This is a genomic window from Aeromonas sp. 600886 (genome assembly GCF_049174935.1).
Classification (GTDB): Bacteria; Pseudomonadota; Gammaproteobacteria; order Enterobacterales; family Aeromonadaceae; genus Aeromonas; species Aeromonas veronii_A.
This window is the reverse complement of the sequence record NZ_JAAKUB010000014.1, coordinates 51,500-75,567: the sequence shown is the minus strand read 5'-3', so window position 1 is coordinate 75,567 and position 24,068 is coordinate 51,500. Positions and strand designations below refer to the sequence as shown.

General features: G+C 56.8%; 24 protein-coding genes. 6 read left to right on the top strand and 18 right to left on the bottom strand.

Going from position 1 to position 24,068, the window contains the following annotated elements; genetic code table 11:
- Window positions 1-17: 17 nt before the first annotated feature.
- The 9 genes from G5179_RS12415 to G5179_RS12375 all read right to left on the bottom strand — a co-directional run bounded on the left by G5179_RS12415 (window position 18) and on the right by G5179_RS12375 (window position 9,917).
- Complete coding sequence (locus G5179_RS12415; protein ID WP_421258469.1) at window positions 18-2,378, bottom strand: HAD family hydrolase; 2,361 nt, start codon at window positions 2,376-2,378, stop codon at window positions 18-20.
- Between the two features lie 113 nt (window positions 2,379-2,491).
- Window positions 2,492-3,673 (bottom strand): UDP-galactopyranose mutase, encoded by a 1,182-nt coding sequence (gene glf, locus G5179_RS12410; RefSeq protein ID WP_421258468.1) that lies wholly within the window; start codon window positions 3,671-3,673, stop codon window positions 2,492-2,494.
- Window positions 3,670-4,641, bottom strand: a complete 972-nt coding sequence (locus G5179_RS12405) for a glycosyltransferase family 2 protein (protein WP_421173049.1) — start codon at window positions 4,639-4,641, stop codon at window positions 3,670-3,672. The genes glf and G5179_RS12405 overlap by 4 nt, the downstream gene beginning before the upstream one ends.
- A gap of 169 nt (window positions 4,642-4,810) precedes the next feature.
- A complete protein-coding gene (locus G5179_RS12400; protein ID WP_421258467.1) occupies window positions 4,811-6,016 on the bottom strand; it encodes an acyl-CoA reductase in 1,206 nt (401 codons plus the stop codon).
- Window positions 5,995-7,050 (bottom strand): acyl-protein synthetase, encoded by a 1,056-nt coding sequence (locus G5179_RS12395; RefSeq protein ID WP_421258466.1) that lies wholly within the window; start codon window positions 7,048-7,050, stop codon window positions 5,995-5,997. The genes G5179_RS12400 and G5179_RS12395 overlap by 22 nt, the downstream gene beginning before the upstream one ends.
- Entirely contained in the window at window positions 7,047-8,405 is a 1,359-nt protein-coding gene (locus tag G5179_RS12390; protein WP_421258465.1) for an AMP-binding protein, read from the bottom strand. Before G5179_RS12390 ends, G5179_RS12395 begins: the two co-directional genes overlap by 4 nt.
- Window positions 8,402-9,151, bottom strand: coding sequence for an SDR family NAD(P)-dependent oxidoreductase (locus G5179_RS12385; RefSeq protein WP_337073751.1), 750 nt, complete (start codon window positions 9,149-9,151; stop codon window positions 8,402-8,404). Before G5179_RS12385 ends, G5179_RS12390 begins: the two co-directional genes overlap by 4 nt.
- Window positions 9,151-9,384: an acyl carrier protein gene (locus G5179_RS12380; RefSeq protein WP_021230851.1), complete on the bottom strand. Its 234-nt coding sequence runs from the start codon at window positions 9,382-9,384 to the stop codon at window positions 9,151-9,153. Before G5179_RS12380 ends, G5179_RS12385 begins: the two co-directional genes overlap by 1 nt.
- A complete protein-coding gene (locus G5179_RS12375; protein WP_216953998.1) occupies window positions 9,381-9,917 on the bottom strand; it encodes a GNAT family N-acetyltransferase in 537 nt (178 codons plus the stop codon). The genes G5179_RS12380 and G5179_RS12375 overlap by 4 nt, the downstream gene beginning before the upstream one ends.
- Window positions 9,918-10,090: 173 nt before the next feature.
- On the opposite strand from G5179_RS12375, the gene pseF reads away from it, so the two are divergent.
- The 6 genes from pseF to G5179_RS12345 are packed head-to-tail and all read left to right on the top strand — an operon-like array spanning window position 10,091 to window position 15,376.
- Entirely contained in the window at window positions 10,091-10,786 is a 696-nt protein-coding gene (pseF, locus tag G5179_RS12370) for a pseudaminic acid cytidylyltransferase (RefSeq protein ID WP_337073752.1), read from the top strand.
- On the top strand, window positions 10,776-12,032 hold the full coding sequence (gene pseG, locus G5179_RS12365; RefSeq protein ID WP_421258464.1) for a UDP-2,4-diacetamido-2,4,6-trideoxy-beta-L-altropyranose hydrolase: 1,257 nt from the start codon (window positions 10,776-10,778) through the stop codon (window positions 12,030-12,032). Before pseF ends, pseG begins: the two co-directional genes overlap by 11 nt.
- Window positions 12,033-12,038: 6 nt before the next feature.
- A complete protein-coding gene (pseI, locus tag G5179_RS12360) occupies window positions 12,039-13,085 on the top strand; it encodes a pseudaminic acid synthase (protein WP_421258463.1) in 1,047 nt (348 codons plus the stop codon).
- Entirely contained in the window at window positions 13,078-14,373 is a 1,296-nt protein-coding gene (locus tag G5179_RS12355; protein WP_421258462.1) for a motility associated factor glycosyltransferase family protein, read from the top strand. The genes pseI and G5179_RS12355 overlap by 8 nt, the downstream gene beginning before the upstream one ends.
- Window positions 14,370-14,630, top strand: a complete 261-nt coding sequence (locus G5179_RS12350) for a hypothetical protein (RefSeq protein WP_129503720.1) — start codon at window positions 14,370-14,372, stop codon at window positions 14,628-14,630. Before G5179_RS12355 ends, G5179_RS12350 begins: the two co-directional genes overlap by 4 nt.
- The gene (locus tag G5179_RS12345; RefSeq protein WP_421258461.1) at window positions 14,630-15,376 is read left to right on the top strand and encodes a class I SAM-dependent methyltransferase; all 747 of its coding nucleotides are present in this window, start codon (window positions 14,630-14,632) and stop codon (window positions 15,374-15,376) included. The genes G5179_RS12350 and G5179_RS12345 overlap by 1 nt, the downstream gene beginning before the upstream one ends.
- Here the strand turns inward: G5179_RS12345 and G5179_RS12340 are convergent.
- From G5179_RS12340 to fliD, 9 genes are all read right to left on the bottom strand, one after another.
- Entirely contained in the window at window positions 15,358-16,719 is a 1,362-nt protein-coding gene (locus G5179_RS12340) for a DUF4910 domain-containing protein (protein WP_421258460.1), read from the bottom strand. The two genes, G5179_RS12345 and G5179_RS12340, sit on opposite strands and share 19 nt — an antisense overlap.
- Window positions 16,716-17,120: a VOC family protein gene (locus G5179_RS12335; RefSeq protein WP_005346679.1), complete on the bottom strand. Its 405-nt coding sequence runs from the start codon at window positions 17,118-17,120 to the stop codon at window positions 16,716-16,718. The genes G5179_RS12340 and G5179_RS12335 overlap by 4 nt, the downstream gene beginning before the upstream one ends.
- Window positions 17,117-17,872 (bottom strand): AAC(3) family N-acetyltransferase, encoded by a 756-nt coding sequence (locus tag G5179_RS12330; RefSeq protein ID WP_408082949.1) that lies wholly within the window; start codon window positions 17,870-17,872, stop codon window positions 17,117-17,119. The genes G5179_RS12335 and G5179_RS12330 overlap by 4 nt, the downstream gene beginning before the upstream one ends.
- Window positions 17,869-18,102, bottom strand: a complete 234-nt coding sequence (locus tag G5179_RS12325; RefSeq protein WP_421258459.1) for an acyl carrier protein — start codon at window positions 18,100-18,102, stop codon at window positions 17,869-17,871. The genes G5179_RS12330 and G5179_RS12325 overlap by 4 nt, the downstream gene beginning before the upstream one ends.
- Window positions 18,095-19,714, bottom strand: coding sequence for an HAD-IIIC family phosphatase (locus G5179_RS12320; protein WP_421223440.1), 1,620 nt, complete (start codon window positions 19,712-19,714; stop codon window positions 18,095-18,097). The genes G5179_RS12325 and G5179_RS12320 overlap by 8 nt, the downstream gene beginning before the upstream one ends.
- Before the next feature lie 85 nt (window positions 19,715-19,799).
- Window positions 19,800-21,884 (bottom strand): 6-hydroxymethylpterin diphosphokinase MptE-like protein, encoded by a 2,085-nt coding sequence (locus G5179_RS12315; protein ID WP_421258458.1) that lies wholly within the window; start codon window positions 21,882-21,884, stop codon window positions 19,800-19,802.
- A 6-nt stretch (window positions 21,885-21,890) separates the two neighbouring features.
- Window positions 21,891-22,199: a hypothetical protein gene (locus G5179_RS12310; protein WP_129503714.1), complete on the bottom strand. Its 309-nt coding sequence runs from the start codon at window positions 22,197-22,199 to the stop codon at window positions 21,891-21,893.
- On the bottom strand, window positions 22,196-22,618 hold the full coding sequence (gene fliS, locus G5179_RS12305) for a flagellar export chaperone FliS (RefSeq protein WP_005346697.1): 423 nt from the start codon (window positions 22,616-22,618) through the stop codon (window positions 22,196-22,198). Before fliS ends, G5179_RS12310 begins: the two co-directional genes overlap by 4 nt.
- Before the next feature lie 25 nt (window positions 22,619-22,643).
- The gene (fliD, locus tag G5179_RS12300; protein ID WP_216954022.1) at window positions 22,644-24,062 is read right to left on the bottom strand and encodes a flagellar filament capping protein FliD; all 1,419 of its coding nucleotides are present in this window, start codon (window positions 24,060-24,062) and stop codon (window positions 22,644-22,646) included.
- Window positions 24,063-24,068 lie beyond the last annotated feature (6 nt).

Here is a 24,068-nt window from a genome sequence, read left to right as displayed (position 1 = left end):
GTCGGTTTCCTTGGAATTCAATTCAATGACAATATGGTCACATCTTGGCTGGATATAGTCGCAAAGATGTCTCGTTTTATTTCGTCCACAAAGGAGGCGGACGCGACAATCAGTACAGAACCAGATGGAATTGAGCACTCGGATAATGATATAACGTCATATCCCATCACTTGGTAGTGTCCAAAGTTGGCTTTTTTATCGATCACGGTACGGATACGGATGCTTTTTTTAATCAGTTCAGGTGCCAGACACTCAAAGAATTCTCCCGCCCCATACACTATGACTTCGGTGGCATGTTGACTTTGCATCAATTCCAGAAGTCTATCGATCGCTTGGGCATGCTTATAACGTGCATCGCGTAAGCCGACAAAATCCATCATCAAATCAGGATCCAGCCGACTCAGGGAACCTTGTGGCCAAGCCAACCAACGCTCACCATAAGACATGTTTTTACTGAACTTGCGATAGAAGGTTTCTATTCCTTCTGAGTGGATCCGCGCCAACCCGGAGGAATTAATAACCTTGTAACTACGCTCCGAGCCAAAGTTGTCTTCATGAACCAGATTACCAAGATAGTGCACCTCGCTCGATACCGGACACTCGACCAGACGCTCCATCATGCGTAAAAAAGAGATGCGCTCACTCAAATCGGATTCGGCGATGCCCAGCGACTGGTCCCATAACTGATAGGCATTAACTCCAGCCTCAAAACTCCGGATATTTTGCTGATGCTGGACACTGTAGCGGACCTCTGCCTGTCGCGGCACAACTTTCCCTTCCGCTGTGCGCCGATACCCCAGTGTGCTCCCTTCCAAACCAACGAGAACAATTTCAAAAATCTCTGGTGAACGGGCAATCTTCTTGATCCCCTTTATGGTATCGTTACGCACCGGAATAAAGGCACTGATCGGCGTGATAACGGAGTTTTTGCTGCCTCTATGGTTACAGTAGAGCAACAGACTGCTCATTGGCTGTTGCAACATGGCCTTGCTAATTTGAGAGGGAATCGTCCCACCGCCACCCAAGTCGACTAGCAGATAGGGAGCATCTCCCGTCAAGCCAACAAAATAATCTCGCATGTCCAGCCTGCTTTGCTGAATACTGCTCTTGATCTGCTCGATATTTTGCTCAAACACTTCAGCCATCAGTTGCAGACCATCTTGCCCATCGATGGCAATTTGATCCAAAAGCGCCAGTGGCATGTCAAGAAAGGATGCCAACCTGACATCCTGAACACCAAATTCATTGAAAAAGTCACGAACGGTGTAATTGCGGCGCATCAAGGTCTGGGAAACAGCCTCTTCCACTTGGCTATCATCTATCGCGGGCAAATAGGTTGCCTTGCGTGAGGCATAACAGGTCTGACAGCGTATATCTGGGTACTGCTGTGATTGAAAATCGACCTGGCGGTTGATACAGGCAGCAAAGATCCCGCCCTCTCGCATCAGCGACAAAATGTTTTTTACCTGCAGTCGTTTGGCTGACTGCAGAACCCACTTGGCAAATGCCGTCAGGACGGGTCCAAGGATGAAGGCGCCATATGTGTAGAAAAATTGCTCCTCCTCGGAAAGCTGTTGTGGCATCGACAGGACGGCCAGCTTCCTGGCATGTTGCATGGTCGATGGCACATTTACCCGATAAACTTTCTCGTTTTCCAACACCTCAGACAGATTCTCTGGGATATCAAAATGCAATGAAGCCAAACCATGTTGCCGTGCCGACTGCACATCAGCCCTGGGATTGTCACCGATATGCAAAACTTGCTCTGGTTTCAGCTTTATCTGAGTAATTACATGGCTAAAGAGAGCGCCACTCTGCTTGGTCAACCCAACACTTGATGAAACAAACAGATAATTATAAGAAATTTCAGGGCATTTTTCTGAAATACAGTCGCGCAAAAAAACTTCTGGCAAATACATGTCGGAAATAAAAACAATCAGTTTATTTTTACGTTGTGCACGTACCAAAACTTCTTGAATAATCGGGTCTGGATAAAGAACTTCTCGTTCTACTTTCAGCTCTTCAACTTTAAGCACCGCCTTAATTTCATCACTAAAAGGCAGCTGTTCAAAAATATCGTCAAAACTAATTTCTTCACCTGAAATTAGTTTGCGAGCACGAGCTTCAGCCTCGAGGCGGCAAAATCTATAATCTTCTGCCTCTATTGGCAGATTAAGACCTCTATTTAGCAACCGTCTCGCTGCTTCCTCAAAAACCCACGAGGGTTCATCACATGCACGACGCAATAATGTATCAAAAACATCCAATGAAATATGTGTTATTTTATCAATGCAAAGATACTGATCAAGAGCAGTTAGAAACTGGCTATTTTCTAGTAAATCACGCAACTCGGGAGACATCACCGCATAATGACTCATATATACCTACACATGCATCAAAATAAAAGAAATCACATAAAAAGCATTCACACTCAAAAACTCGAATACTTTTGCGGAATGAAAATATCTATCTCTGCAATAGATTATATTCATTACTTATTTAAAACGGCAAAACAGGCATCGGAAACCAATCGAGAGAAATTGTTCAGCGCGTTATCCACTGCATCATCCATATCGAAATAGCGATACTCGGCAAGGCGGCCCAAAGCAATCAGTTGCGGGAACTCGGCCAATTCATCGCGGCAAGTCTGATAATGCTGTTTGGCTGCATCGGTAAACAGCGGGTAGTAAGGCTCCAGCCCCTGCCCGGCCACATAGGTGCAGGGGTATTCATAAACGATGCTGGTGCCGGGATGTTGCTGCCCCGTCAGATGCTTGAATTCAGTGATGCGGGTATAGGCCTCTTCATTCGGATAATTGACCGTGGTCACCGGCTGAAATTGAGCTTGCGGCAGATGACAGTGCTCAAAGCGCAGTGAACGGTACGGCAAGCCGTCGTGCCCCGCCGGCATCAGCTGATCCAGCATCCCCGTATAGACCAAGGGCCCGGCAAAGGGCACGCCATCCAGCAGTATCCGTTTCTGTTGCCAATCCAGACAGACGCGGGACCCCATGGGAATGGATAGCCTCACCTCAATCAAGGGGTTCGCCAAGATGCGCTCGAACATGGCGGTATAACCCTGCGCGGGCACCGCCTGCCAGGGATCAATAAAGTAACGGTCATCACGATTGACGACAACCGGCACGCGCGCAGTGACCTCGGGCGAGACCTGCTCTGGCGATACACCCCACTGCTTGCTGGTGTAGTTGACGAAGGCTCGCTCATAGATGAACTGGGCCAGCTCAGCCAGCAGAGGCTCAGCTTCATGCCGCAGTGCCATGATGGGCACTCTGGCCCCCTCACCAAATCTGGCCTGAAGGGCCTCAATCATGGCCGCTGCCTTCTCCGCCGGAAAGCAGCGTTCAATGCTGGTCAGGTTGAACGGGATAGGCACCAACTGCCCGTCAATGCGTGACAACACACGATGCTCGTAAGGCAACCACTCGGTAAACTGCGACAAGTAGTCCCACACCTCCTTGTTGTCGGTATGGAAGAGGTGCGGCCCATAGCGATGGACCAACACACCATGCTCGTCATACTCGTCGAAGCAGTTGCCACCGATATGGTCGCGCTGTTCCAGCACCAGCACCTTCCAGCCAAGCTGGCTGGCCATTCGTTCAGACATGACGGCGCCCGAAAGCCCGGCGCCGATGACGATCGCCTGATAGCTCACGCTCTATCTCCAAACAGTTGCTGCATGACACGCGCGGGATGGGCCCGCTCTGCCCATGCCAACTGATGTCGTTCGTCGAAGAACCAACCCGGGGCTAGCCTTGCCACAGCATCGACCGACTGCTCGATAAGCTGAGTGAAGCGCACGACATCATCCTGCCGCAAAAAGTAGAGCGCGGCAGAGTAGTAGTGATGGGCACGCCCCTGAGCAATGATCACGGGATCAGCACCGAATGCCGCCGCATTGTCACAGGCACGCAGCAAATCGCGCAGCGACTGTTCACGACGTTCAGCCGATTTGCGGGTTTGCCCGCCAAAGCTCTGGGTATGGAAGCGATAGCGGCCCAATAATTCGGGGATAAAATCCAGCGTCCCCGGATTGTGGGAGAGGTTCAAGATATGCCAGGGATAATCGAGGATGATCTTGCACCCCTCATCGATGGCGTTCTCCATCCCTTCATAACGGCGAAACATAATGGAACTGGCATTGACGAACACCCCGAAGCGGATTAAGGCCTCCCGCGTCATCACTAGTTCGAGATAGCGAGCATTGTAATAATCGCGGGTGAAGAGCTTGATCCGTGCATCGGTCTCATCATCAAACATCTCCGCTTCGTGGTAGCAAAGGGTGCAACCGGAATGCGCGTCCAGATAATCGGCCTGACGCTGCAGCTTGCCCGGCAGGGCCAGATCATCCCCGTCGACATAGGCGATATATTCGCCGTTCGCCTCTCTCAACAAGCGTTTCTGGGTTTTAGCCAACCCCATATTTTGCGCGTTCTGTAGTGCCCGTAGCCGAGGCCACTGTGACGCCAACCGCTGCATAATGGCCCAGGAGTCATCGCTCGAGCCGTCATCAATGGCGATCACCTCGAATTCGAAATCCGTTTTTTGTTCCAGCAGGCTAAGCAGGCAAGGTTCAATGAAGCGCCCGAGGTTGTATACCGGCACCAGTATGCTGATTTTCATAAGGAAACCCAGGGTTTGAGTAAAAAAGAAGCAAAACAAAGAAAATGGACAAGGCTACCGCACGGTCTCTGTCAACCTTTCCTGCCCTTCATCACAATAATTACTGCAAGAGCTGTGCCTGACCAAGCTAATTGATTGATATGACTTGATTTATGTGACCTGGCATCCACTATTCAATGCGGGCAAGCCGACGGCTACAGGCGGCTAGCATGTCGATGCCGTCCCAGAGCCATTCGAATGCCAGCGCTTGTCCCGGACTTGCCACCCTATCGATACGACAACCTGGCGATACCAGGAGCGCATGCTCAAGCTGCGTTTTATCCGGGCCAGCCCAGACACAGGTCTGCATATCCCAAGGCTGTAGCAGCAACTCATCAAGGTTATCGGCAACAAATTCGGCGACTGTACCTCCTCCGATGTGTGCAAGCCGCAAAGAGGCGGTGGGAGTCAATAAGGTGACGCCAGAAAAGGTGTCCAGCTGCATCTGGCCATCATGGGCGGCATTTTGTTGACTATTGATAAGGCGTTCCATCATCAGGGAGGGATTATCTGCAAATGGGGCGAAGATCCCTTCGAGCAGACGACGGCGCAACGTGCTGGCGGGAGTGCCCAACCAGCAAATCGTAGTGGGTGAGGCGCAGGCTTGTTGATTGAAACGGGTAAAGTCTTGTTGCAAAGCCGCGACCACTTGCCGCCACGCAGCAGCATCCAGGTTGGCGAGCCATTGGCTATCCAACACCGCCATGGAGCGGCGATCCGGAAACACGATTTCCTGAGCGCGGGGTGAGAGCGGAATAGCCCGTACCCGGCTGATGGTTTCATCACCTCCCCAGATAATGCGAAGCCGACACCGGGCCGACAGCCAGGCGGTGATGCCCTCGTCGTGGTCATAGCGGATAAAACGGGTACGGGAGGCAATCTCTTGCCACTCGGGCAGAGAGAAGAGCTCGTTCAGGATGGCCAGCATGGCCTCTTGCACCGGGTCGATGCGCGATGAGAGACGTACCACGGACCCATTGCCCATCAGCAGCGCCATGATCCAGGAGTAGAACGCGACGGTCGGCACGTTGGAGGGGACCAGATGAAAAACCATCCCCAAGGGTGCACGCCCTGCCATGCGTTTGCGCTGTACCTCAATCTGGCGCGGCCGCAACAAAAAGCCAAAGGCGGCCAGATCAGGGTTCTCTCGCCCCTCCTTCAGCAGACGTGCAGAGAGCGCAGCCACAAAGTCGCAGATGACGGGCGCAAAGCTTGGCAACGGGCGAATGACAAAACCTTGCCAACCGCTGACGGGAGCCACGAAAGCAACCTCTGGCCCCGCTTGCCAGATGGCATCTTCTACATCTGATAGGCTCACTGGAAAGTGTCGCTGCATCCCCTCACCTCGGCGCCTTGCTGACGTCCTGATACATGGAAATAACGGCCACGACGGCCGCAGGGGCAATCATCCTCCCCCAGCAGCACACCGAGATCCTCGGTCAGCAGGCTGTGGCCAGGATAACTTTGGGGAATGGCAGAGATCACCTGCAGCAAGCCGGGTTGGCCGACCCCGAGCGGTCGATGAGTCAGCGGATCCCGCACCAGCAGATCGGCAAAAAGGGGGGCGTGCAGATGGCCCTGCTCACACTCGACAAATACCGACCCCACCTGCTCCACCATGCCATAGAAGTTGTGCACCCGACTCAGCCCCAGCTGTTCATGGCAACGTTGCTTGAAAGCCGGATTATCCACCGCGAGGTGTTGCAGTTTTTTCCAGCCACCGCTGTGAAAAAGCGTGCCCTGCGTCAACGGCAGTTGCAGACCTCGCTCACGCAGCGGCTCCAGCAAACATTGCCAGACCATGAAGGTGAAGCCGAACAGCAGGACCGGCTGGTCCGCATATTTGTCACAAAACGCCTCGATGACAGGCCAGTTGGGCCGCATCTGCTCATCGAGGGCATAAGTATGGTCACGGCCAAGGAAGGAGAGCCCCAGCGCACCGGCACCGCGGGCGGAAAAACCGCTGCGGTTTTGAATCAGGGCGGGTTGCTCCACCAGCAGCATGGGAAGCCGTTGCTTGCCGACGAACTCTTGCAGGATCTTCACCAGCACCTTGCTCTGCAACGCGGCTGTATCCCGATCCAGCACAATGCGTGACGGCGTTCCGGTAGTGCCAGAGGAGGTGAGCACCTTGAATACCTCTTCTTGCGGCACGCTCTGCCATTGGGCCAATTTGAACAGGCGGGCGGCCAGATAGGGAAGCTCTTGGTACGTCGAAGCCTGACCCCAGCCAAACGCCGACAGAATATTGGCAAAAGCTGGACACCCCTGCCCATGCCGCTGCGTCAATTCATTCAGACGAGCAAGGAGCAGCCCACTTTTTTCATGTTGGGGCAGCCCGAAAACCGGTGCATCAAACAGCTTGTTCATAGTTGCTCCAGCACTGTTAACAGGGCCGGATAATCAATCTTCATATTGCTGCGTCGTGGCAAATGATGTTGGTAGATACGCACGCTTAATGGCGGCACCATCAACCAGCGGGCCAGCTCCAGCTGTAGTGCGTCACAGGGGCACGCATCTGCCTCGATGGCCACCAACAGGCGATCATCGCGGCCGGTCGCGGCGCAGGCATAGCCCCGCCCCTGTAACCAGGCCTCCACTTCAGCCAAGCTTACCCGTTTGCCAAACAGCTTCAGGAAACGGTTGAGTCGCCCGGTCAGATAGAAGCGGCCCGCCTCATCACAACGAGCCAGATCTCCGGTAAAGAGCGCATCCATATCACGCCCCCGAGCCAGATCTTCAGGGAGCTCCGCATAGCCCAGCATCACGTTTGGCCCTTGGTAGACTAACTCCCCTTCCCCGTCGGGAAAGCCGGGCTCATGACGCAGAGAGAGACGCCCGCCCGGTACGGCACGGCCGATGGCATCCGGGGCAATCATCACTTCATCGTGCGCCAGCCAGGCGATGCGTGGTGCCGCTTCGGTCTGGCCATACATCACGAAAAAACGGCGTCCCAGCGCAGCTGCCTGTTCGGCAAATTGCTTTGCCAGTGCTGGCTCAAGTCGTCCTCCCGCCTGGGTCAGTGTCATCAGGCTGGGATAGCGGGCCCAGTCAAAACGCAAGCGGTTTAGCATCTGAAAGGTAAAGGGTACCCCTGCCACGCTGGTGACCTGATGGCGATTTACCTCATCCCAGAAGTGGCGCTCAAGGGGACTGGCAGTACATGAAACCAGCGAGGCGCCAGCCAAAAGATGGCTGTTGAGCACCGACATACCGAAGGAGTAAAAAAGTGGCAACGAGGTGATGGCGCGCTCACGCCCGTTCAGCGCCAAGTATTCGGCGATGGCCGCGGCATTGGCATCAAGATTGGTTCGCGACAATCTCACCCATTTGCAGGACCCCGTGCTGCCCGACGTGGGCAGCAGCATGGCCAGCTCAGGGTGAAGTGAAGGCGCATCGCCAAGATGCGCAACTGCCCCATCCTCTAATACCCGCAGACTAACACCAAAGCGCTGGCACTGCTCATGGTGCAACCGGGCATCCTGTGCAGGATCGGCCAGCATGATGGCGTGGCCATCCCGCAGGGCCAGCAAGTAGTGCAGCAGATGCATGGTAGACGTCACAAATGGCAGGTAGACCAAATGGCGGCCAGCAGGATAGATGGTGGCCAACTGCGCCACACGCCGAGCCAGCTCACCATAACTGAGCCACCCCTCTTGCGGGTCTCGCCAGGCGGGCTCGCTGTTACCCTCAACCAGATGGGCCAGCAAATCAGGCCGGTTCAAATCACCATCCCCCCATCGACCCCAATCACCTGCCCGGTCACATAGCTCGACAAGTCGGACGCGAGAAACAGGGCCACTTTGGCCACTTCATCTGGCGTGCCAATCCGTCCCATGGCGATGCTGGCCACCCGCTCGGCAAACTTCTCTTGCGGGATAGCATGCGCCATATCGGTATCGATAAACCCGGGGGCAATGGCATTGACCCGGATCTGGCTGGCGGCCAGCTCCTTGGCCAGTGACTGGGTAATACCGATCACCGCCGCCTTGCTGCCGGCATAGCAGCTTAGCCCGGCGGCCCCCACCTGCCCCATCAGGGAGGCGAGATTGATGATGCTGCCACCACCACTGCGCCGCATCAGGCGGGCGGCATACTGGCTGCAGTAGATCACGCTAAAGGTATTGTTGCTGAATGTCTTTTGCAGATGGGTCTGGTTAGCCATCCCCAATAACGCCTCTTCCAGCATGCCGGCATTGTTGACCAGCACATCCAGCGATCGGCTCTGGGTAAAAAGTTGTTGAAAGGCCTGCTTGACCGCCGACGGGTCAGCCACATCAAAACAGAGAGGCTGGCAGGGCACGCCAAACTCGGTACCAATCGTGGTCGCCAGCTGGCTCATCGTCACCTCATCACGGCCTCCCAGCCACAGTTCAGCCCCCTGAGAGGCAAACTGACGGGCGATGGCAAGACCGATGCCACGCCCGGCACCGGTGATCAACACCCGCTTGCCCTGCAACAGCCCCTGCATCAGAAAGCGACTCCATACTTGGCCAGGATCTCGCGCGCCTTGCCGACCGAACTCATGTCGATAATGTCATCGGTGTCGAGCAGCACGCCGTAGTTATCCTCCAACTGGGCAATCAGCCCCATGTGGGCGACAGAATCCCACTGCGGGATACTGTTGTAGGCCAGCCCATCGCTGACGCTGCCGATATCGAGACCCAGCGCCTCGGCAAAAACCTGTTCCAATGCGATTGTCATCTGAAAAATCTCCGTAGCCGCTCACGGGCGGCATAATAATTCGCCGGCAGCAGTTCCAATGCAAAAAATCCATTCTCTTGCCCAACTTGGCGGTAACCCAGTTGTTCATTCAAACGCAGGGCAGAGCGATTGTTCTCCCGAACCAGGGTGCGGATACAACCGATGTGCAACTCATCAAAACCCTGATCAAGCTGAGATAAGGCAGCAGCGACAGCCAGCATGGGATGCCGCACGGTTGAGTTGCCCAGATAGAGCCCCGCATCGGCGATCGCCTGACCCAGCAGCTCGCCCTGAGACTCACCTTTCAGATTGACGTAGCCCGCTCGCACGTCTTTGCACCAGAGCACCCAGTGCTGCTGATCCCGCCGCTCACGGGTGGCGGTGAACCATTGGCGCTGTTGCCGTGGCGAAATACGCGTCTGGGATACCATCTGCATTCGCACCTCATCCTGATTGCGCCAACGCCGCAAAGCGGGAAGATCCCACGGCGCTATCGGGCGTAGCTCAACGCCATAACTCATCTTCAACGCCATACAGTTTCCATGACTTCCATGACCTGTCTCTCTTATCGACCACACTGCTGCCATTCCGTAGCAAAAATCGATAATACAAGCAGAAAAACCAGTATAATATCAAAAATAATCAAAGAGTTGTCATCGATTATCCTGGCTTTGGCCAGTCATTAATCCAGCAGAGAGAGCCCATCATGGCCATCGCCATTATCCCGGCCCGGGGTGGCAGCAAACGCATTCCACGCAAGAATATCCGCCCCTTTTGTGGCCAGCCCATGCTCGCCTATGCCATCCTGGCGGCGCAACAATCAGGCTGTTTCAACAAGGTGGTGGTCTCCACCGATGATGAGGAGATTGCCGAAGTTGCTCGTCAACTGGGCGCGGAAGTGCCATTTCTTCGGCCTGCAAGCCTCGCCGATGATCACACAGGTACCACCCCTGTGGTGATCGACACTATCCAGCGGCTCGATCAGTTAGGCATCCAGGCAGAGCACTACTGCTGCATCTATGCCACGGTCCCGCTTATCCAAGCCGATGGCCTGAAGGCCGCCTATCAGCGGCTGATCGCAAGCAAGGCTCCCTTCGTCTACACGGTGGCCGAATTCGGCTTCCCGATCCAGCGGGCGGTGCGCATGGACGCGCAAGGCAGGGTCACGCCGTTCTGGCCGGAGCAGATGGCGAAACGCTCTCAGGATCTGGAGCCTGCCTATCAGGATGCCGGCCAGTTCTATTGGGGGACGCGGGCTGCCTGGCTGGGGGGGATCAGCCCGGTGGGCGGGGAAGGGATCGGCCACATACTGCCGAGGCACAGGGTAGTCGACATCGACACGCCGGAAGATTGGCACCTGGCCGAACTGCTCTATCAAGTGCTGGCCCAAGATGACGTTTAGGGTTGCCTTCCGGCTCGACGCCGGCGCCGAGATCGGGCTGGGCCACCTGATGCGTTGCCTGGCCATCGCCGATCGGCTGCACGCCGCCGGGGCCGAGTGCCACTTCCTCTGCCACGATCTGCCGGCGCACCTGCTGTCGTTGCTGCGGCCCCATCACCATCATCCCCTGAGCGCGCTGGACGCCGCTGGCCCGTTGCCTGGCTTGCAGCCCGATTGGCTAGTGTTTGATCACTACCAGATTGACCAGCGGCTCGAAACCCAGCTGGCCGCCCACTGCCGCCGCGTGCTGGTGATCGATGATCTGGCCGACCGACCGCACCACTGCCAGCTACTGCTGGATCAGGGCCCCTTGCGCCGCACCGCCGATTACCAGCCGCTCACCCCAGCCGATTGCCGGCTGCTGCTGGGCACCGACTATGCCCTGCTGCGCCCCGCCTATCGCCGGCTGGCTCGGCAACACGCCAGTCAGTGGCGACGGGGGCTTGTCTGCTTTGGCGGCGCCGACCCGGCCGGCGCCTGCCTCATCACCCTCAACAGCCTGGCCCGGCTGCCCTGGACCCGCACCATACGCTGGACTCTGGTGGCGGGCGGTGCCAATCCCTTCTGGCCCGAGCTGGAACAGAGAGTGGCCGAACTGGCCGACCTCGACCTTGTGCTGCTGCGCCAGAGCGACCAGATGGCCGACCTGATGAGCCGGCACGACTTCGCCATCGGCGCCGCCGGCGGCATGACCTGGGAGCGGGCCTGTCTCGGCCTGCCGACCCTGGCGGTGCCCATCGTCGACAACCAGCAGTTCAACGACCAGGTGATCGCCCGCTTTCAGCTGGCCGAGCGGCTGACCCTGAGCGAGCTGGCCGAGCCTGAGCGGCTGCTGCAGGTTCTGCAACGGCTTGAACAACAGTCAGACGACTACCGCCGCCGCGGCCAGCAGCAGGTGGACGGGCTGGGGCTGGATCGGCTCACCGCCTGGTTGCAGCAACAATCGGATTATCAGCTGTTACCAGATGGCCAGCAGTGGCAACTACGCCATGATGACCGCCCGCTGCTCACCCTGACCCTGAACGGCCAGCGGCTGACATGGCAGGCCACCCGGCCACTGCAACCACCGGAGTGGCAAGAGCTGGCACATCGCTTGCAAACAATTTTCTCCCAATTTCCCCTCTATCTTGCCGAGCCACCGCAGATAGCGCCCCCTGCCCCCTGGCAGTTGGCGCCGCAAGGCTGGCAACTTGGCACAGGAGTCTGAACACAGATGCAGATCGCCCATCAATCCATCGGCCCGGCGCAGGCTCCCTACGTGATCGCCGAGCTGTCGGCCAACCACAACGGCAACCTGGATCGCGCACTGGCCATCATGACCGCCGCCAGGGAAGCCGGGGCCAGTGCGGTCAAGCTGCAGACCTACCGGCCCGACACCATCACCCTCAACAGTGATCGGCCCGAGTTCCAGATCCACGGCGGCCTCTGGGATGGTCGCAACCTGTACGACCTTTACGAGTGGGCGCACACCCCCTGGGAGTGGCACCAAGCACTGTTTGCCAAAGGGCGCGAGCTGGGGCTGACGGTCTTCAGCAGTCCGTTCGACTTCAGTGCGGTGGATCTGCTGGAATCCCTCGACTGTCCTGCCTACAAGATCGCCTCCTTCGAGCTGGTGGATCTTCCCCTGATTCGCTACGCCGCCCAGACCGGCAAGCCGCTTATCATGTCCACCGGCATGGCGAACGAGGCAGAGATCTCCGCCGCGGTCGATATTGCGCTCAAGCATGGCAACGGCCAGCTGGCCCTGCTGCACTGTGTCAGCGGCTATCCGGCGCCGGCAGCCGAGTACAACCTGCGTACCATCCCCATGTTGCGCCAGCGCTTCGGGGTCGAGGTGGGGCTTTCCGATCACACCCTCGGCTCTGTCACCGCCATCGCCGCCACCGCGCTCGGGGCCACCCTGATCGAGAAACACTTCACCCTGGCCCGCGCCGACGGCGGACCGGATTGCGCCTTCTCCATGGAACCGGCCGAGCTCACCGAGCTGGTGGCCTCGGTCAATACCGCCCATGCCGCCCTTGGGGTGGCTGACTACCAGCTCACCGCCAGTGAACAGGGTAACCGTGCATTTCGCCGCTCCCTCTATCTGGTCAAGGAGATAGCCGCCGGCGAGCAGCTCACCGCAGAGCATATCAAGTCGGTGCGCCCCGCCCTCGGCCTGCCCCCGGCCGATTACGATCGGCTCATCGGCAAGCGGGTCAACCGCAGCCTGAGTGCCAATCAACCGCTGAGCTGGGAGTGGATAGACAACGATGAGTGATGATCTCTTCAACCAGCACGGTAGGCTCATCAGCCAGCGCTGGCCCGCCCTCTGGCCCCGCTTGCTGGCACAGGACGTTGAAAGCCTGCCGGCCGAGCTGACCGAGGGGCTCGGCTCCACCCTCAGCCTCCACGGCATACAGCTCACCAGCCGGCACGACCGGGTGAAGGAAGCCGAGCTGCAGGCCGCCAGCCTGCCCGAGCAGCCGGTGCTGCACCTCTACGGCACCGGGCTCGGCGATCTGCCGCGCACCCTGCTGGGGCGCAGCAGCCTCAAGCGGCTGGAAGTGAAGATCATGAATGGCGCCCTGTTTGCCCTTGTACTGCGGCTGCTAGACCAGCAGGACTGGCTGACGGACCCCAGGGTCGAGCTGATGATGGCCGGCGACGAGGGGGAGGTGCGGCTGCCTTTCTTCGCCCTGCCGCCCGAGCTGCTGCTGGTGGAAGATGCTGCCGCCCGCATCCGCGACCGGCTGGTGAGTGAAATCGATTTGCCGTTCGCCCGGGCCAGGTTCGACGCCGAGCACCCCGACATCACCCGGCGGCTGGCGGAAAACCGCGATCTGCTGGCCGGCGACGGCGATGTGGCCTCCCTGTTCGGTCTGGCTCAGGGCAAGCAGGCGCTGATCGTGGCGAGTGGCCCAACCCTGCAGCACAACCTGGCCACCCTGCAGGCCCAGTTGCAGACACGGCGTCAGGACTATCTTCTGATTAGCGTCGATACCGCACTGGCGTTTTTGCTCAGCCACGGCATCCGGCCCGACATCGTCGTCACCATAGATGACGCCATCCACGGCAACCGGCTGCCCGCCGCCCAGTCGGCCCAGACCACCCTGGTCTATTACCCCACGGTTCCCACGGCAGCCCTGCTGGCCTGGCAGGGGCCGCGCAAGACCGCCTACTCCCGCAGCCCCATGTATCAGCAGCTGCGGCAGACGCACCCCAAGGGCGTGCTGCACTCGGGCGGCAGCGTCATTCATCCCGCGGTGGATCTCGCCGTACAGATGGGTTGCCACCAGGTCATCCTGCTGGGCACCGACTTCGCCTTTCCCGGCGAACTCACCCACTCGGGCTGGGCCGATGGTGCGCTCGGCCCCAGCGCCGCGCAGGCACTCAGCTGGGCCCTCGACGGCCATGGCCGGCGGGTCAAGACCAATCCGAACTTTTCCGCCTACCGCACCGAGCTCGAGCGCTACATAGCGCGCCACCCCGAGGTACAGTTCTGGAACTGCAGCCGGGAAGGCGCGGAGATCGCCGGCTGCCGCTATCACCCGGATTACGTGCAATGAAAAACGACCAGATCACCCGCCTAACCGCCCTGGCGCACCAGTTTCGACTGGGGCAGTCGGTTGCTGCGAGTCAGGCATTGCCGGAACTGCTGCAAGAGGTGCTCACCGAGCAGGGCAACCTGCCGCCCGGGTTGGTAGCCGCCCTGCTGCAGTGCCAGGAACGGCAGGACTGGCTAGGGCTGGCCGATTACCTCGAATATGAAGTGGTGCACTGCCTGTCGACCCCGGCCGGCGACACAAACACAGGAGACTACTGATGATCAAGGCCATTTCCAACGCCTCCGAGAAAGAGCTGTCACGTCGCCAGGCCTTCAGCGAGTTGCTGCACGCCAGCCCGCTGCCCGCAGCCGAGCTGCAGAACAACCTGGGCCTCTACCTCAAGCGCCAGTCGCTCTCCCGCATCCTGTTCATGCACGAGCTGTATCAGAAGATCGTGCCGGTCCACGGCGTCATCATGGATTTCGGTACCCGCTGGGGTCAAAACCTAGCGCTTTTCTCCTCGTTTCGCGGCATGTATGAACCCTACAACTACAACCGCAAGCTGGTGGGATTCGATACCTTCAGCGGCTTCCCTTCCCACGCTCCGCAGGATGGCAGCGACGCCGCCATCCAGCCGGGTGCCTACGGGGTGACGCCGGGCTATGAGCAGCATCTGGCCCAACTGCTCGCCGCCCATGAGGCGGAAAGCCCGCTGGAGCATATCGTCAAGCATGAGTTAGTGAAGGGGGATGTGACCGAGACGCTGCCAGCTTATCTGGCTCGCCAGCCGGAGACCATGGTTGCGCTGGCCTATTTTGACTTTGATCTTTACGAGCCGACCCGCCGCTGCCTCGAGCTCATCAAGCCGCACCTGACCAAGGGATCCGTGCTGGCATTCGATGAGCTCAACTGGCCCGCCTTTCCGGGGGAGACCCTGGCCCTCAAGGAGGTGTTGGGGCTGGATCGCTACGCCATCCGCCGCACTCCGCACAACCCAGGGCCAGCCTATCTGGTGATCGCGTAGTCCGGTTGCGGGCTGATGCGACGCAGCAGCCCGGCATCCAGCAGCATCCGCGCCAGCGGCTCCACCCGCCAGAACGGCGTCCCTATGGTCTCGGCAATCTCGAATAGAGTCAGCTTGCCGTCGCTGTAGGCCAGCAGATTCATCATCTCCCGCACCTGCCAGCCCGAATAGCGGGTCGACAAATCCGGGTAGAGCCCCCGCTTGCCGAGCTGGGGTTCGCCCAGCACAGTAACCTCGCAGCGCTCGTCCAGCTCCAGACACTCGATGGCACGGCGCAGCGCCATGAAGCCGCCCGCCAGACCGGCCGGTGTCACCAGCGAGAGGTCATCGAGCGAGGTGTGGTACTCGGCATAACAGCCGTATCGGCTGCGCATCACCGAGGTGACCGGCAGATCGATGCCGGGCGCGCACAGCTGCCGCTCGTTGGAGCCCCGCTCCAGGAAGCTGTAGGCTTTGTAGCCCGGCGCAAGATGACCCAGCACATGGCGACCGATGCGATCCGCCAACGTGTTGCCTTGGCGTGAGGGCAGGAAGGAGTAGCTGCGGTCATCGCCAAGACAGGTCAGGTTGAAGCCGGCCAGGGTGCGCTGCTTGAGCTGGTCCAGATGGCGGGAGAGATAGACGATGGCCCCCAGGGTTTCAGGCACCAGCATCAGCCGGTAGCTGTAGCGACGTGTGGGCAGTGACGCAAGCCAGGCCATCAGGAATACACCGACACAGGGGCCGGAAAGCTCGTTGTTGGCCATGGAGGGGTGACAGGTGTAGCTCGACAGCAAGATCTCCTGCTCGCTCTCCCCCGGCAGCACCCAGTCACCATAGGTGAGCGAGCCCGGGGCCAGGGTGGCATCGATCACCACCTGATATTCTCCCTCCGGCAGCGCTTCACGCAGCCGATGGGGCAGACAGAAGCCCCAGCGGCGCTTGTAGTAGGAGGTCACATAGGGAATGGCATCCGGCTGCTCGGGCAGAGAGTGGAGATGGGGCTGCAGCTCGGCAAGCGAGAGGGTGCAGCGCACCGGCTCCGAGTAACCGACCAGATGCAGGTTGTGATCCTGGAAGTCCACCACTCTGCGTCCATCCGGCCCCACTATGTAGGCTTCCCGCACGTTCCACTCGTCAGGCACTGTCCAGTCGAAACACTCGGTGCCGCTGGCCACTTCATGGATCCGCAGCTCGGGCAGGCAGTGCTCGCGCCACAGGGCCAGCGACTGCCGAACCCCGTCCCCGGTCAGGCTGCGATTGAGCGGAAACAGCAGGGTGAGCAGCCGATGCAGCTGTTCACCGACTTGTGCCTGGTCGTCCCAGTCGGTGGGCAGATAGCCGCTCTTGGGTGAAAAACTCATGGGGTGGGTGCCTCGATCAATTCGACAATGTGGCCAAGGGGGCTCAGGAAAAACTGGACGTGGGCGCCGCCAAACGCGATGGCTGGCTGGCTGGGCCCGAGGGGAAGATGACGCTGGGCCCGCAGTTTTTCGGCAGCCATTGCCAGGTCTGCCACCTCATAGGCCAGATGATTGAGCAGGTTATGACGGGTTCGTAGCGCCTGACTGACGGGGCTATCATCACTGGCAGGTGCAATCAGTTCATAGCAAATCCCCGCATCATCATAGGCAAAACAGATATGCACCCGCTGCAACGGATCGAGCACCGGCTCGCTAAAGCGGGAAAGCCCGAGGGTCTCGCAACAATAACGTACGCCAAGATCCAGTTCGGCCACCACCAGTCCAATATGGTGCAGTTTCATCTCCCCTCCCTGATAAGCGCATGGGGATGGACAGCGATCAGCTCTTTTGCCACCGCGGCAAAGTCGGCGCAGCGAACGGCCCAGACTGGTAAACGGCCAAATAACCCCTGGTGCCATTTGTCCTGATTTTTAAGGGCTTCAACCAGACGGGAAAGATCTATCTCGCTGGCCAGATCGAGTCTTCGCACAAAGTAGTCACAATGCCAGGGGCGCACCATTCCCTGCTCGCGGACATCACCCTCAAAGCGTTTCATAAAGCGATAATCGACACCTAGTTGCTGCTCGACATAGTGGGTGAAGGTAATGCGATCGGGATGACAGGCAAAACCGGCAATCCAGCCATCGTGAGCCGCCAACCAGGCGAAGGGGCTCTCTTCACCAAAGCAGTCATGACCCCCTGCTGCAACCACCTGGTCACGCCCCGCGCCCCATACCGCAACGCTGAAGATAGGATCGCGGGTCCGCGCAACCCCTGGCAGAGTGCGAAACTGCTCCGTCATCAACCCGACTTCACTGGGGGATGTCGCCCTGTCGAAACAGCTCTGGCGAGTCAGGCTATACGTGAATGTTGGCACCAGCAGAGTGCCCTCGTTTCCAAGCCACTCCTGCATCCCCAACCAAAAAGCATGCATGCCGGCTTCATTGCCCCGTCCAGGAAACTGGGCCACAGCCATGGCGTCAGTGTGAACCATGATAGCGCTCCCTCGTGCGATCCCAAGGGAGCCAAGAACATGAGAGAGAGCTTCAATCACAGCACAAGACCACGCCGCAACAGCGCATCACGAATGTCCTGAAGTTGCTTCATCTTCGCCAGCTCTTCAGGCTCGAAGCGTACCGAGAACGTCTGCTCAACCAGCAGCAGAAAATTGAAATGACCAAGCGAATCCCATTCCGGAAAGGCCCCAAGTCCCAACTGATAGTCGCCTCGCGTGACGGTTGCAAAAGGAAACTGCTGTTCCAACAAAGTGAAGAGATCAGTCATGGTGATAAAACTCCAAAAAAGGCAAATTCAGCTGTTCGAGCGCCAGACTATGGTAATGCTCATGGGAAAAACGGGCGGGATCCGGATTATCACAGGGGGTCAACGACAGGGATGCCAACCATGTCAGCGCAGGTTCATTACGTGCACAACGGTTCGAGCCAATAACCAGACGCTCGACCCCCGCCTCGCGCAATGCAGCCGAGACGCTATCCAGTAACCAATATTCGAGTCCTCTGGACAACACTCTGCAACTCAGAGCCAGCGTATCGAGCAATGCCAGTTTGGGCGTGAGGTTTATGATCAGCACCAAGCCAACCAAACCATGATCGGCAAAGCGATCCTGCAACGACACTAGCCAGCACCAGCCAGACTGCGCCAGCCGTTTGAGCTCGCTCGCCTCATATCGCTGACAGGAGAGATTAAACTGGTTGGTTTTATGGATGATCTGCTCGGCACGAGCAAGGTTATCCACCGCCAACGGCTGTATCGCCGCACGCAACGACAAGGAGGCGAGAAAATGTTGTTCACTGCCAACCTCGCTACGTAACCGGGCGGCGTCTGCCAATGCCAGATAGGAGGCTTGACGAAGAGCATCATCACCACTGAATATGCGCGAGAACCCCCCATAAGTGAGCAAGGTTGTAGGCCATGCCCAAATATCTGCTGGTGGTTCAATGACATCGACTTGTGGCAGGGCATGGCGAACTTCAGCCCTTTCCAGGGGGGAATCATCCCAGAAGACCAAGGCCTCAAGCCCCAGATTGAGGCTGGCGGCAATATGTCGCAAACCTTGAGATTTCGAGCCCCAACCAATGGCAGATGCTGCAATATTTCGCCTTTTGAGTCTCATGGCGCCATGCTGCTCAAACACCAGCCAAACATCTGCAGGCTCGTTTTTAGAGCACAATGCCAACAACACGCCGCGCTGATACCAGTAAAGCGCCGCATCCTGAAACGACTGATAGAGTTTGCCGAGACCGTCCTGACCAAGGTAAAGGCCAGTCAACCCCTCTTCACCCACTACCCCCCCCCACAGGGTATTGTCACAATCGAGCACCAGCACCTTGCGTATTGGCGCCTGATCAAGCATCCAACGCGCGGCAATCCAGTCGGCAAGGCTGGTCAAGCCGTGCATCGAGAGAGGACAAGAAAGAAGGTAACGATTACGCTCGTCCACACAATGGGCTCGCCCCTGCTCAGAGAGCCAGCGACCCAGCCCCAAATCCCTAATGTGGTGACGTGCAAGCGCTCGGGTAAAGCAGACATCCAGCTGCATCATCCAGGGATGAAGAGCGCTACTCACACCACCGCCTTGCAGTGAACAGGCACCAAGATAAAGATGAGGGAGCCCCCGCAGTGGCGAGAGCAATGCTTCCAACCAGGTGTCGATGGTCTCGGACAATGCGGGTTCAGCCAAGGTGTACCAATGCTTGCATTCGCTGTCGGTCAGCAGTTGCTCCCAAAACCAGAGCACCAGATGTCCGTCACAAGCGGCCATCGGCTGCCATTGACCTTGAGGGCAAAATTGCAACTGTGCATGTCGGGCCAAAGGAGCCCATGCCACATTACCGGGCATGAGAAATGCGGTGGATGCCAGGGAAAGGGTGGCCATATATGCACCTGAAAGGATTAAATACTTCTATATCATACTGTTAGGGAATGGAGATGAACAGAGTCATCCCCATCCGATTCAAGGACTAGCGCTTGAACACATCCAGGCCGGTAAAATAGGTGGTATCATGGCCATCGAACGCATCGGCATACATCACTTTGCTGTCCTCGAAAAATAACTCCAGGATTGCCTGCGCCTCTTTTATCTTGCCCGCCAGCACCTCGGGTTCTTCTGTCACCTGCGACATCATCAGGCTGATGATATTGGCGTAGAAATAGTTAATTGAACCAATCAACACACGATAGAGATGTGATTCGCGGCTCATCAGCAGATAGAGCAGATAGTCGTGATGGCGTTGCATCATGGCCAATACCGCATTGTGTTCACAGGCTACCTGGCGCCAGTCATCGCGCAACTTGTCTACCAGCTCAACGAACAGCGGCACCTGCAATGCAGCAGCGAAATCAACGCTGCTCATGTCAAAGGACTGGAAACAAGTGGCCATCACTTCATCCATGAGCGGGATTTTGTCGAGTACCGGCCATTCAGGTTGCAACGATTCAACACGACGAGGGATTGCCCCTTCTATATAAGCGCCGTCACTACTGTTGACGCACTGCATCTCGGGATAATCACGCAATACACTGGCCATATTGTGAATGGCTAGCCCAAACAGATGATTGATACGCACTTCGTCGCCAAAGTTACCCGGTGCCGGGAAAGTATCCTTTAAATTTTCCTCGTATTTCGCCTCTTGCTTGTCGTTGTAATAGAGACTCAGGCTGGAGTGATGCTGTCCGGCTGTTTTATAGCCATTGTCGATACCAAACAAATACACCTGCTTGAAACCAAGCAAGGCCGCATAATTGAGGCCGGTATTGCCGACGAACGGGTTGGAAAATTCAATGGTATCGTACTCAAATGCCTGACCAAACGCGCTAATCAGCATGGAGAACATCGGCTCGTTGGGCTTGAACGCCAACCCTGTTTTACGAAAGAAGCGCTTGCATTCAGGGTGAATGACATCAACGCTCAGAAACACGGTGTCCTTGATAAAGTCATCGGCATTGAGAATGCTCAGAAAATCGGCTGAGCTCTTGGTGCGCTCCACTGCAACGTAGATATCCGGTTTTACGCCAGCTTTGTAGAGTGCACTGACCGCAGTACCGCAGGCGATAATGATTGCCTGCTGCTGATGCTGCCGGATGAACTCGATGCTCTGATCCAGCGAGGGGCCATTGCCAACCACAAAGACAGGGATCTGCTCGAAGGCTCGGCTATCGCGCCACCGTTTCAGAAAGGGGGTGCCGTCTTGCAGATGGGTGTGGCTATGGGCAAGTGCATAGATGTTGTCATCAAAGAACCCCCACCCCGTTTTGAGCAGATAGAACTCCCTTTCCACCTGTGTTATCAAGGCGTGCAGCTTGGGGGAATGGTAATGACAGAACGAGAAATAGCTTGCCGACCAGAATGCCCCCTTGCGATGCAGCGCCTCCATCATGTCAGCGACCAGCAATCGCTCGTCAACACCGATAAAGAGGTGCAGACTGATCGACTCCTCCTCCATGTAGGCGAGCAGCTGATGCCAATCAAAACAGAAGAGCGAGGCGTAAAACATGTCAAGATCAGGCTCGAAAGCAAACAGATTCTTGATCTTGCACTGTTCATACAAGCAACCGAGCTGGTAGCCCAAACCAATGCCATACATCAGTGCCAGAGGAATATCGGTATGTAATGCTGCCTTTAGACGCAACCCTTCCAGAGCTGACTTCTCTTTTAATTTGGAGATTTCATTGTTGTATTTGATATGGATTTGGCCATCGATATACCACTGGGGCACAAAATCGATGCACTGCAAGACACTGTGTTCAATGACCTCGGCAATCTGCGACTGAACCTCGCTAAATGGATCATCCCCATAAAGCGAGATACCCTCGTCGAGCCACAGAATATTGGGAACGCCGTTTTCATTACAGAAGAAACGAAAAGGCCTGGCAGGCTGGTACTCCTTGAAAAAGTCATGAATGGCGGGCATGTATTTGGCAAACGCAGCCATATTGAGTTCATAACGAACGGGGAGTACTTCCAGCATGGCGGCCTCCTGCTGCTTTTGCAGAGCCAGGCGTGCCAGTTCACTTTCTACATCATGAATCTTGTGATGGATATCCATGTCAGACTAACCTGCATTCAGCTTGTAAAGACCGGATGCACGTCCGGCCTGGGAGAATTGTCGTAATTGTGCTTCAGCCTGCTGCTTTTCCTGACCCACCCAATCATAAATAAGCTGGAACTGCATCAGTGCCTGCCGCTGTTCCACATTGAGAGTCTCTCCCCAAGGCAGTGACCCGAATACCTCTTCCAGAGCATGCAGATAAAGTTCAGCCAGCTGTTCTGCTGCAACCAGCTCACCTTGCACCAGTAGAGACTGCAACTGCTCGCCCTGTCTCATCAAGGCAGACACAGAAGTACTATTGACCTCATTCATGCCGGTCTGCCTACCTTTTGCTGTGCCAGCGCCTTGTCTCGCTCATCGACAGGGATGGCATCCCAACCGCTCTTGACCGTCAGCATCAGGTTCATCACTTCATCAATGGCGCCTACATCCATGTCACGGCTGGCATCCATCATGCGCACTTTCATATAGTCATAAAGTGCGAACAGGTCTTCGGGGACCTTGCCATAAGAGAGATCAAGTGAATCTTGCAGACCATTGATAATGGCCAGCGTCTTGGAGATAGATTGGGACTTACCCTCGAAATCGCGACGCTCGACTGCACCGCGAGCCTGAGCGAGACGTTCGAGACACCCTTGCATCAATAACTGGATCACGCGATAGGGATCCGCCACTGCCAGCTCAGACTGCAAACTCTGGGTTGTATAGGCCTTGATCGTTTTTCGATACATACGAGACTCAGCTCCTGACTACAAATTAACTGGTTTTGTTGTTGGTATTGAGCAGGTTGAGATAGGAGGCAGATTTGTTCATCTTGGCCAGCAAGGTATCCAGACTGCCGTAGCGTGCCCTCAACGTCTCTTCATACTTGGTGAGCTGCGCCGCGACATCTGCTTGTTTGCGGTTGACATCACGCAGATCAGAATTGAGTGTCTCTTCCCGCTTGGCAAGCAGTCCCCCTGTCTTGGAGTAGGTCTCAAGCTGGCTGGCCAACTTGCCAGCAACACCGTCCTTGCCACCAAATACAGCCACTACCTGGTCGAAGTTCTTCTCGACCGCTTCATCGAATTTCGTCGAATCAAGTGAGAGCACTCCCTTGTTGTCCATCTTGACCCCCAACTGAAAGATGGTAGAGAAGGTCGAAGAGTTGTTAGAAGGCTCGGTGACGGTGCCACTCATCAGGTTGGTCACAGCCTTGGTCGTCGCATCCCCCGCCAGGGCTCCACCATCATTCTGGCTGACACCGGCCACGATAGAGCTGCGTTTGCCCAGATCGGTGCTCTTCTTCACCAGAGCGTTATAGCCATCGATGAAGCTCTGCACCATGGTCTTGATGCCAGCCTTGTCTGTCGTCACATCCACTCTGTTTGGCTTGTAAGTGGTCGTCACGGTACCATCACTCGGGTTCGTGGTAGTGGTGCTCTCCGACTCTTTCAACACCGTAATCTTGAGACCCACAATGGTGCCATCAAAGGTGTTGGTCGCACTGGTCAATTTATTGCCATCCACGCTTATCTCGGCATCACGGGCTTGTTGTTTCTGGGTCAGCTTGGAGATGAAATTGTCAGTCAGTTCAGGTGTACTGCCGGTTATCTGCAGATCTTTACCTGTTCCACTGACACCGGAGTCAATCACAAGGGCCGCCTTGCCATCGGAGGTATTCATGATATTGACGCTAAGACCAAAGTTGTCACTATCATTGTTGATCCGCTTGCGAATGGACTGGAGTGAATCCCCTGCTTTAACATCCACATCAAAGGTCTTGTCACCTGCCTTGAATGTCAGGGTGCCATCTTGAGTGATCATGGGCGTGGTAGAAGAGGCGAAACTACCTTCAAATTTGCTGGTCTTCGCCAATTTTTCGACACTGATGTCATATTGCCCGTTGGAAGCGCCACTCTTGCTCTCCACCTTGAGAACCGGATTATCTTTATCTTGGGTGATGTTTATCGCACGTTTGTTAAACGCGTCATCCTTTGACATAGCCTGCAGAGTGGTGACAAAAGTCGCGATCGCTGACTTCAGCTGGCCTACCCCTGAGAGAGTGATCTGGGCGTTGGTCTTTTTGGTGGTAATTGGCTGCAACAGCTGCGCCTTTTTGGCATCAACGCTTGCAGCGATGACAGACTCCAAGTCCAGTCCAGAGCCCGCACCAGCAGACGTAATAGTAGCCATACTCAC

What these genes read in the sequence shown, in the direction of transcription:
- G5179_RS12415 (WP_421258469.1), bottom strand. Translation starts at nt 2,378, where the DNA reads ATGAGTCATTATGCGGTGATGTCTCCCGAGTTGCGTGATTTACTAGAA.
- G5179_RS12405 (WP_421173049.1), bottom strand. Translation starts at nt 4,641, where the DNA reads ATGAAAATCAGCATACTGGTGCCGGTATACAACCTCGGGCGCTTCATT.
- G5179_RS12400 (WP_421258467.1), bottom strand. Translation starts at nt 6,016, where the DNA reads ATGCAGCGACACTTTCCAGTGAGCCTATCAGATGTAGAAGATGCCATC.
- G5179_RS12395 (WP_421258466.1), bottom strand. Translation starts at nt 7,050, where the DNA reads ATGAACAAGCTGTTTGATGCACCGGTTTTCGGGCTGCCCCAACATGAA.
- G5179_RS12385 (WP_337073751.1), bottom strand. Translation starts at nt 9,151, where the DNA reads ATGCAGGGGCTGTTGCAGGGCAAGCGGGTGTTGATCACCGGTGCCGGG.
- G5179_RS12380 (WP_021230851.1), bottom strand. Translation starts at nt 9,384, where the DNA reads ATGACAATCGCATTGGAACAGGTTTTTGCCGAGGCGCTGGGTCTCGAT.
- G5179_RS12375 (WP_216953998.1), bottom strand. Translation starts at nt 9,917, where the DNA reads ATGGCGTTGAAGATGAGTTATGGCGTTGAGCTACGCCCGATAGCGCCG.
- pseF (WP_337073752.1), top strand. Translation starts at nt 10,091, where the DNA reads ATGGCCATCGCCATTATCCCGGCCCGGGGTGGCAGCAAACGCATTCCA.
- pseG (WP_421258464.1), top strand. Translation starts at nt 10,776, where the DNA reads ATGACGTTTAGGGTTGCCTTCCGGCTCGACGCCGGCGCCGAGATCGGG.
- pseI (WP_421258463.1), top strand. Translation starts at nt 12,039, where the DNA reads ATGCAGATCGCCCATCAATCCATCGGCCCGGCGCAGGCTCCCTACGTG.
- G5179_RS12355 (WP_421258462.1), top strand. Translation starts at nt 13,078, where the DNA reads ATGAGTGATGATCTCTTCAACCAGCACGGTAGGCTCATCAGCCAGCGC.
- G5179_RS12350 (WP_129503720.1), top strand. Translation starts at nt 14,370, where the DNA reads ATGAAAAACGACCAGATCACCCGCCTAACCGCCCTGGCGCACCAGTTT.
- G5179_RS12345 (WP_421258461.1), top strand. Translation starts at nt 14,630, where the DNA reads ATGATCAAGGCCATTTCCAACGCCTCCGAGAAAGAGCTGTCACGTCGC.
- G5179_RS12340 (WP_421258460.1), bottom strand. Translation starts at nt 16,719, where the DNA reads ATGAGTTTTTCACCCAAGAGCGGCTATCTGCCCACCGACTGGGACGAC.
- G5179_RS12335 (WP_005346679.1), bottom strand. Translation starts at nt 17,120, where the DNA reads ATGAAACTGCACCATATTGGACTGGTGGTGGCCGAACTGGATCTTGGC.
- G5179_RS12325 (WP_421258459.1), bottom strand. Translation starts at nt 18,102, where the DNA reads ATGACTGATCTCTTCACTTTGTTGGAACAGCAGTTTCCTTTTGCAACC.
- G5179_RS12320 (WP_421223440.1), bottom strand. Translation starts at nt 19,714, where the DNA reads ATGGCCACCCTTTCCCTGGCATCCACCGCATTTCTCATGCCCGGTAAT.
- G5179_RS12315 (WP_421258458.1), bottom strand. Translation starts at nt 21,884, where the DNA reads ATGGATATCCATCACAAGATTCATGATGTAGAAAGTGAACTGGCACGC.
- G5179_RS12310 (WP_129503714.1), bottom strand. Translation starts at nt 22,199, where the DNA reads ATGAATGAGGTCAATAGTACTTCTGTGTCTGCCTTGATGAGACAGGGC.
- fliS (WP_005346697.1), bottom strand. Translation starts at nt 22,618, where the DNA reads ATGTATCGAAAAACGATCAAGGCCTATACAACCCAGAGTTTGCAGTCT.
- fliD (WP_216954022.1), bottom strand. Translation starts at nt 24,062, where the DNA reads ATGGCTACTATTACGTCTGCTGGTGCGGGCTCTGGACTGGACTTGGAG.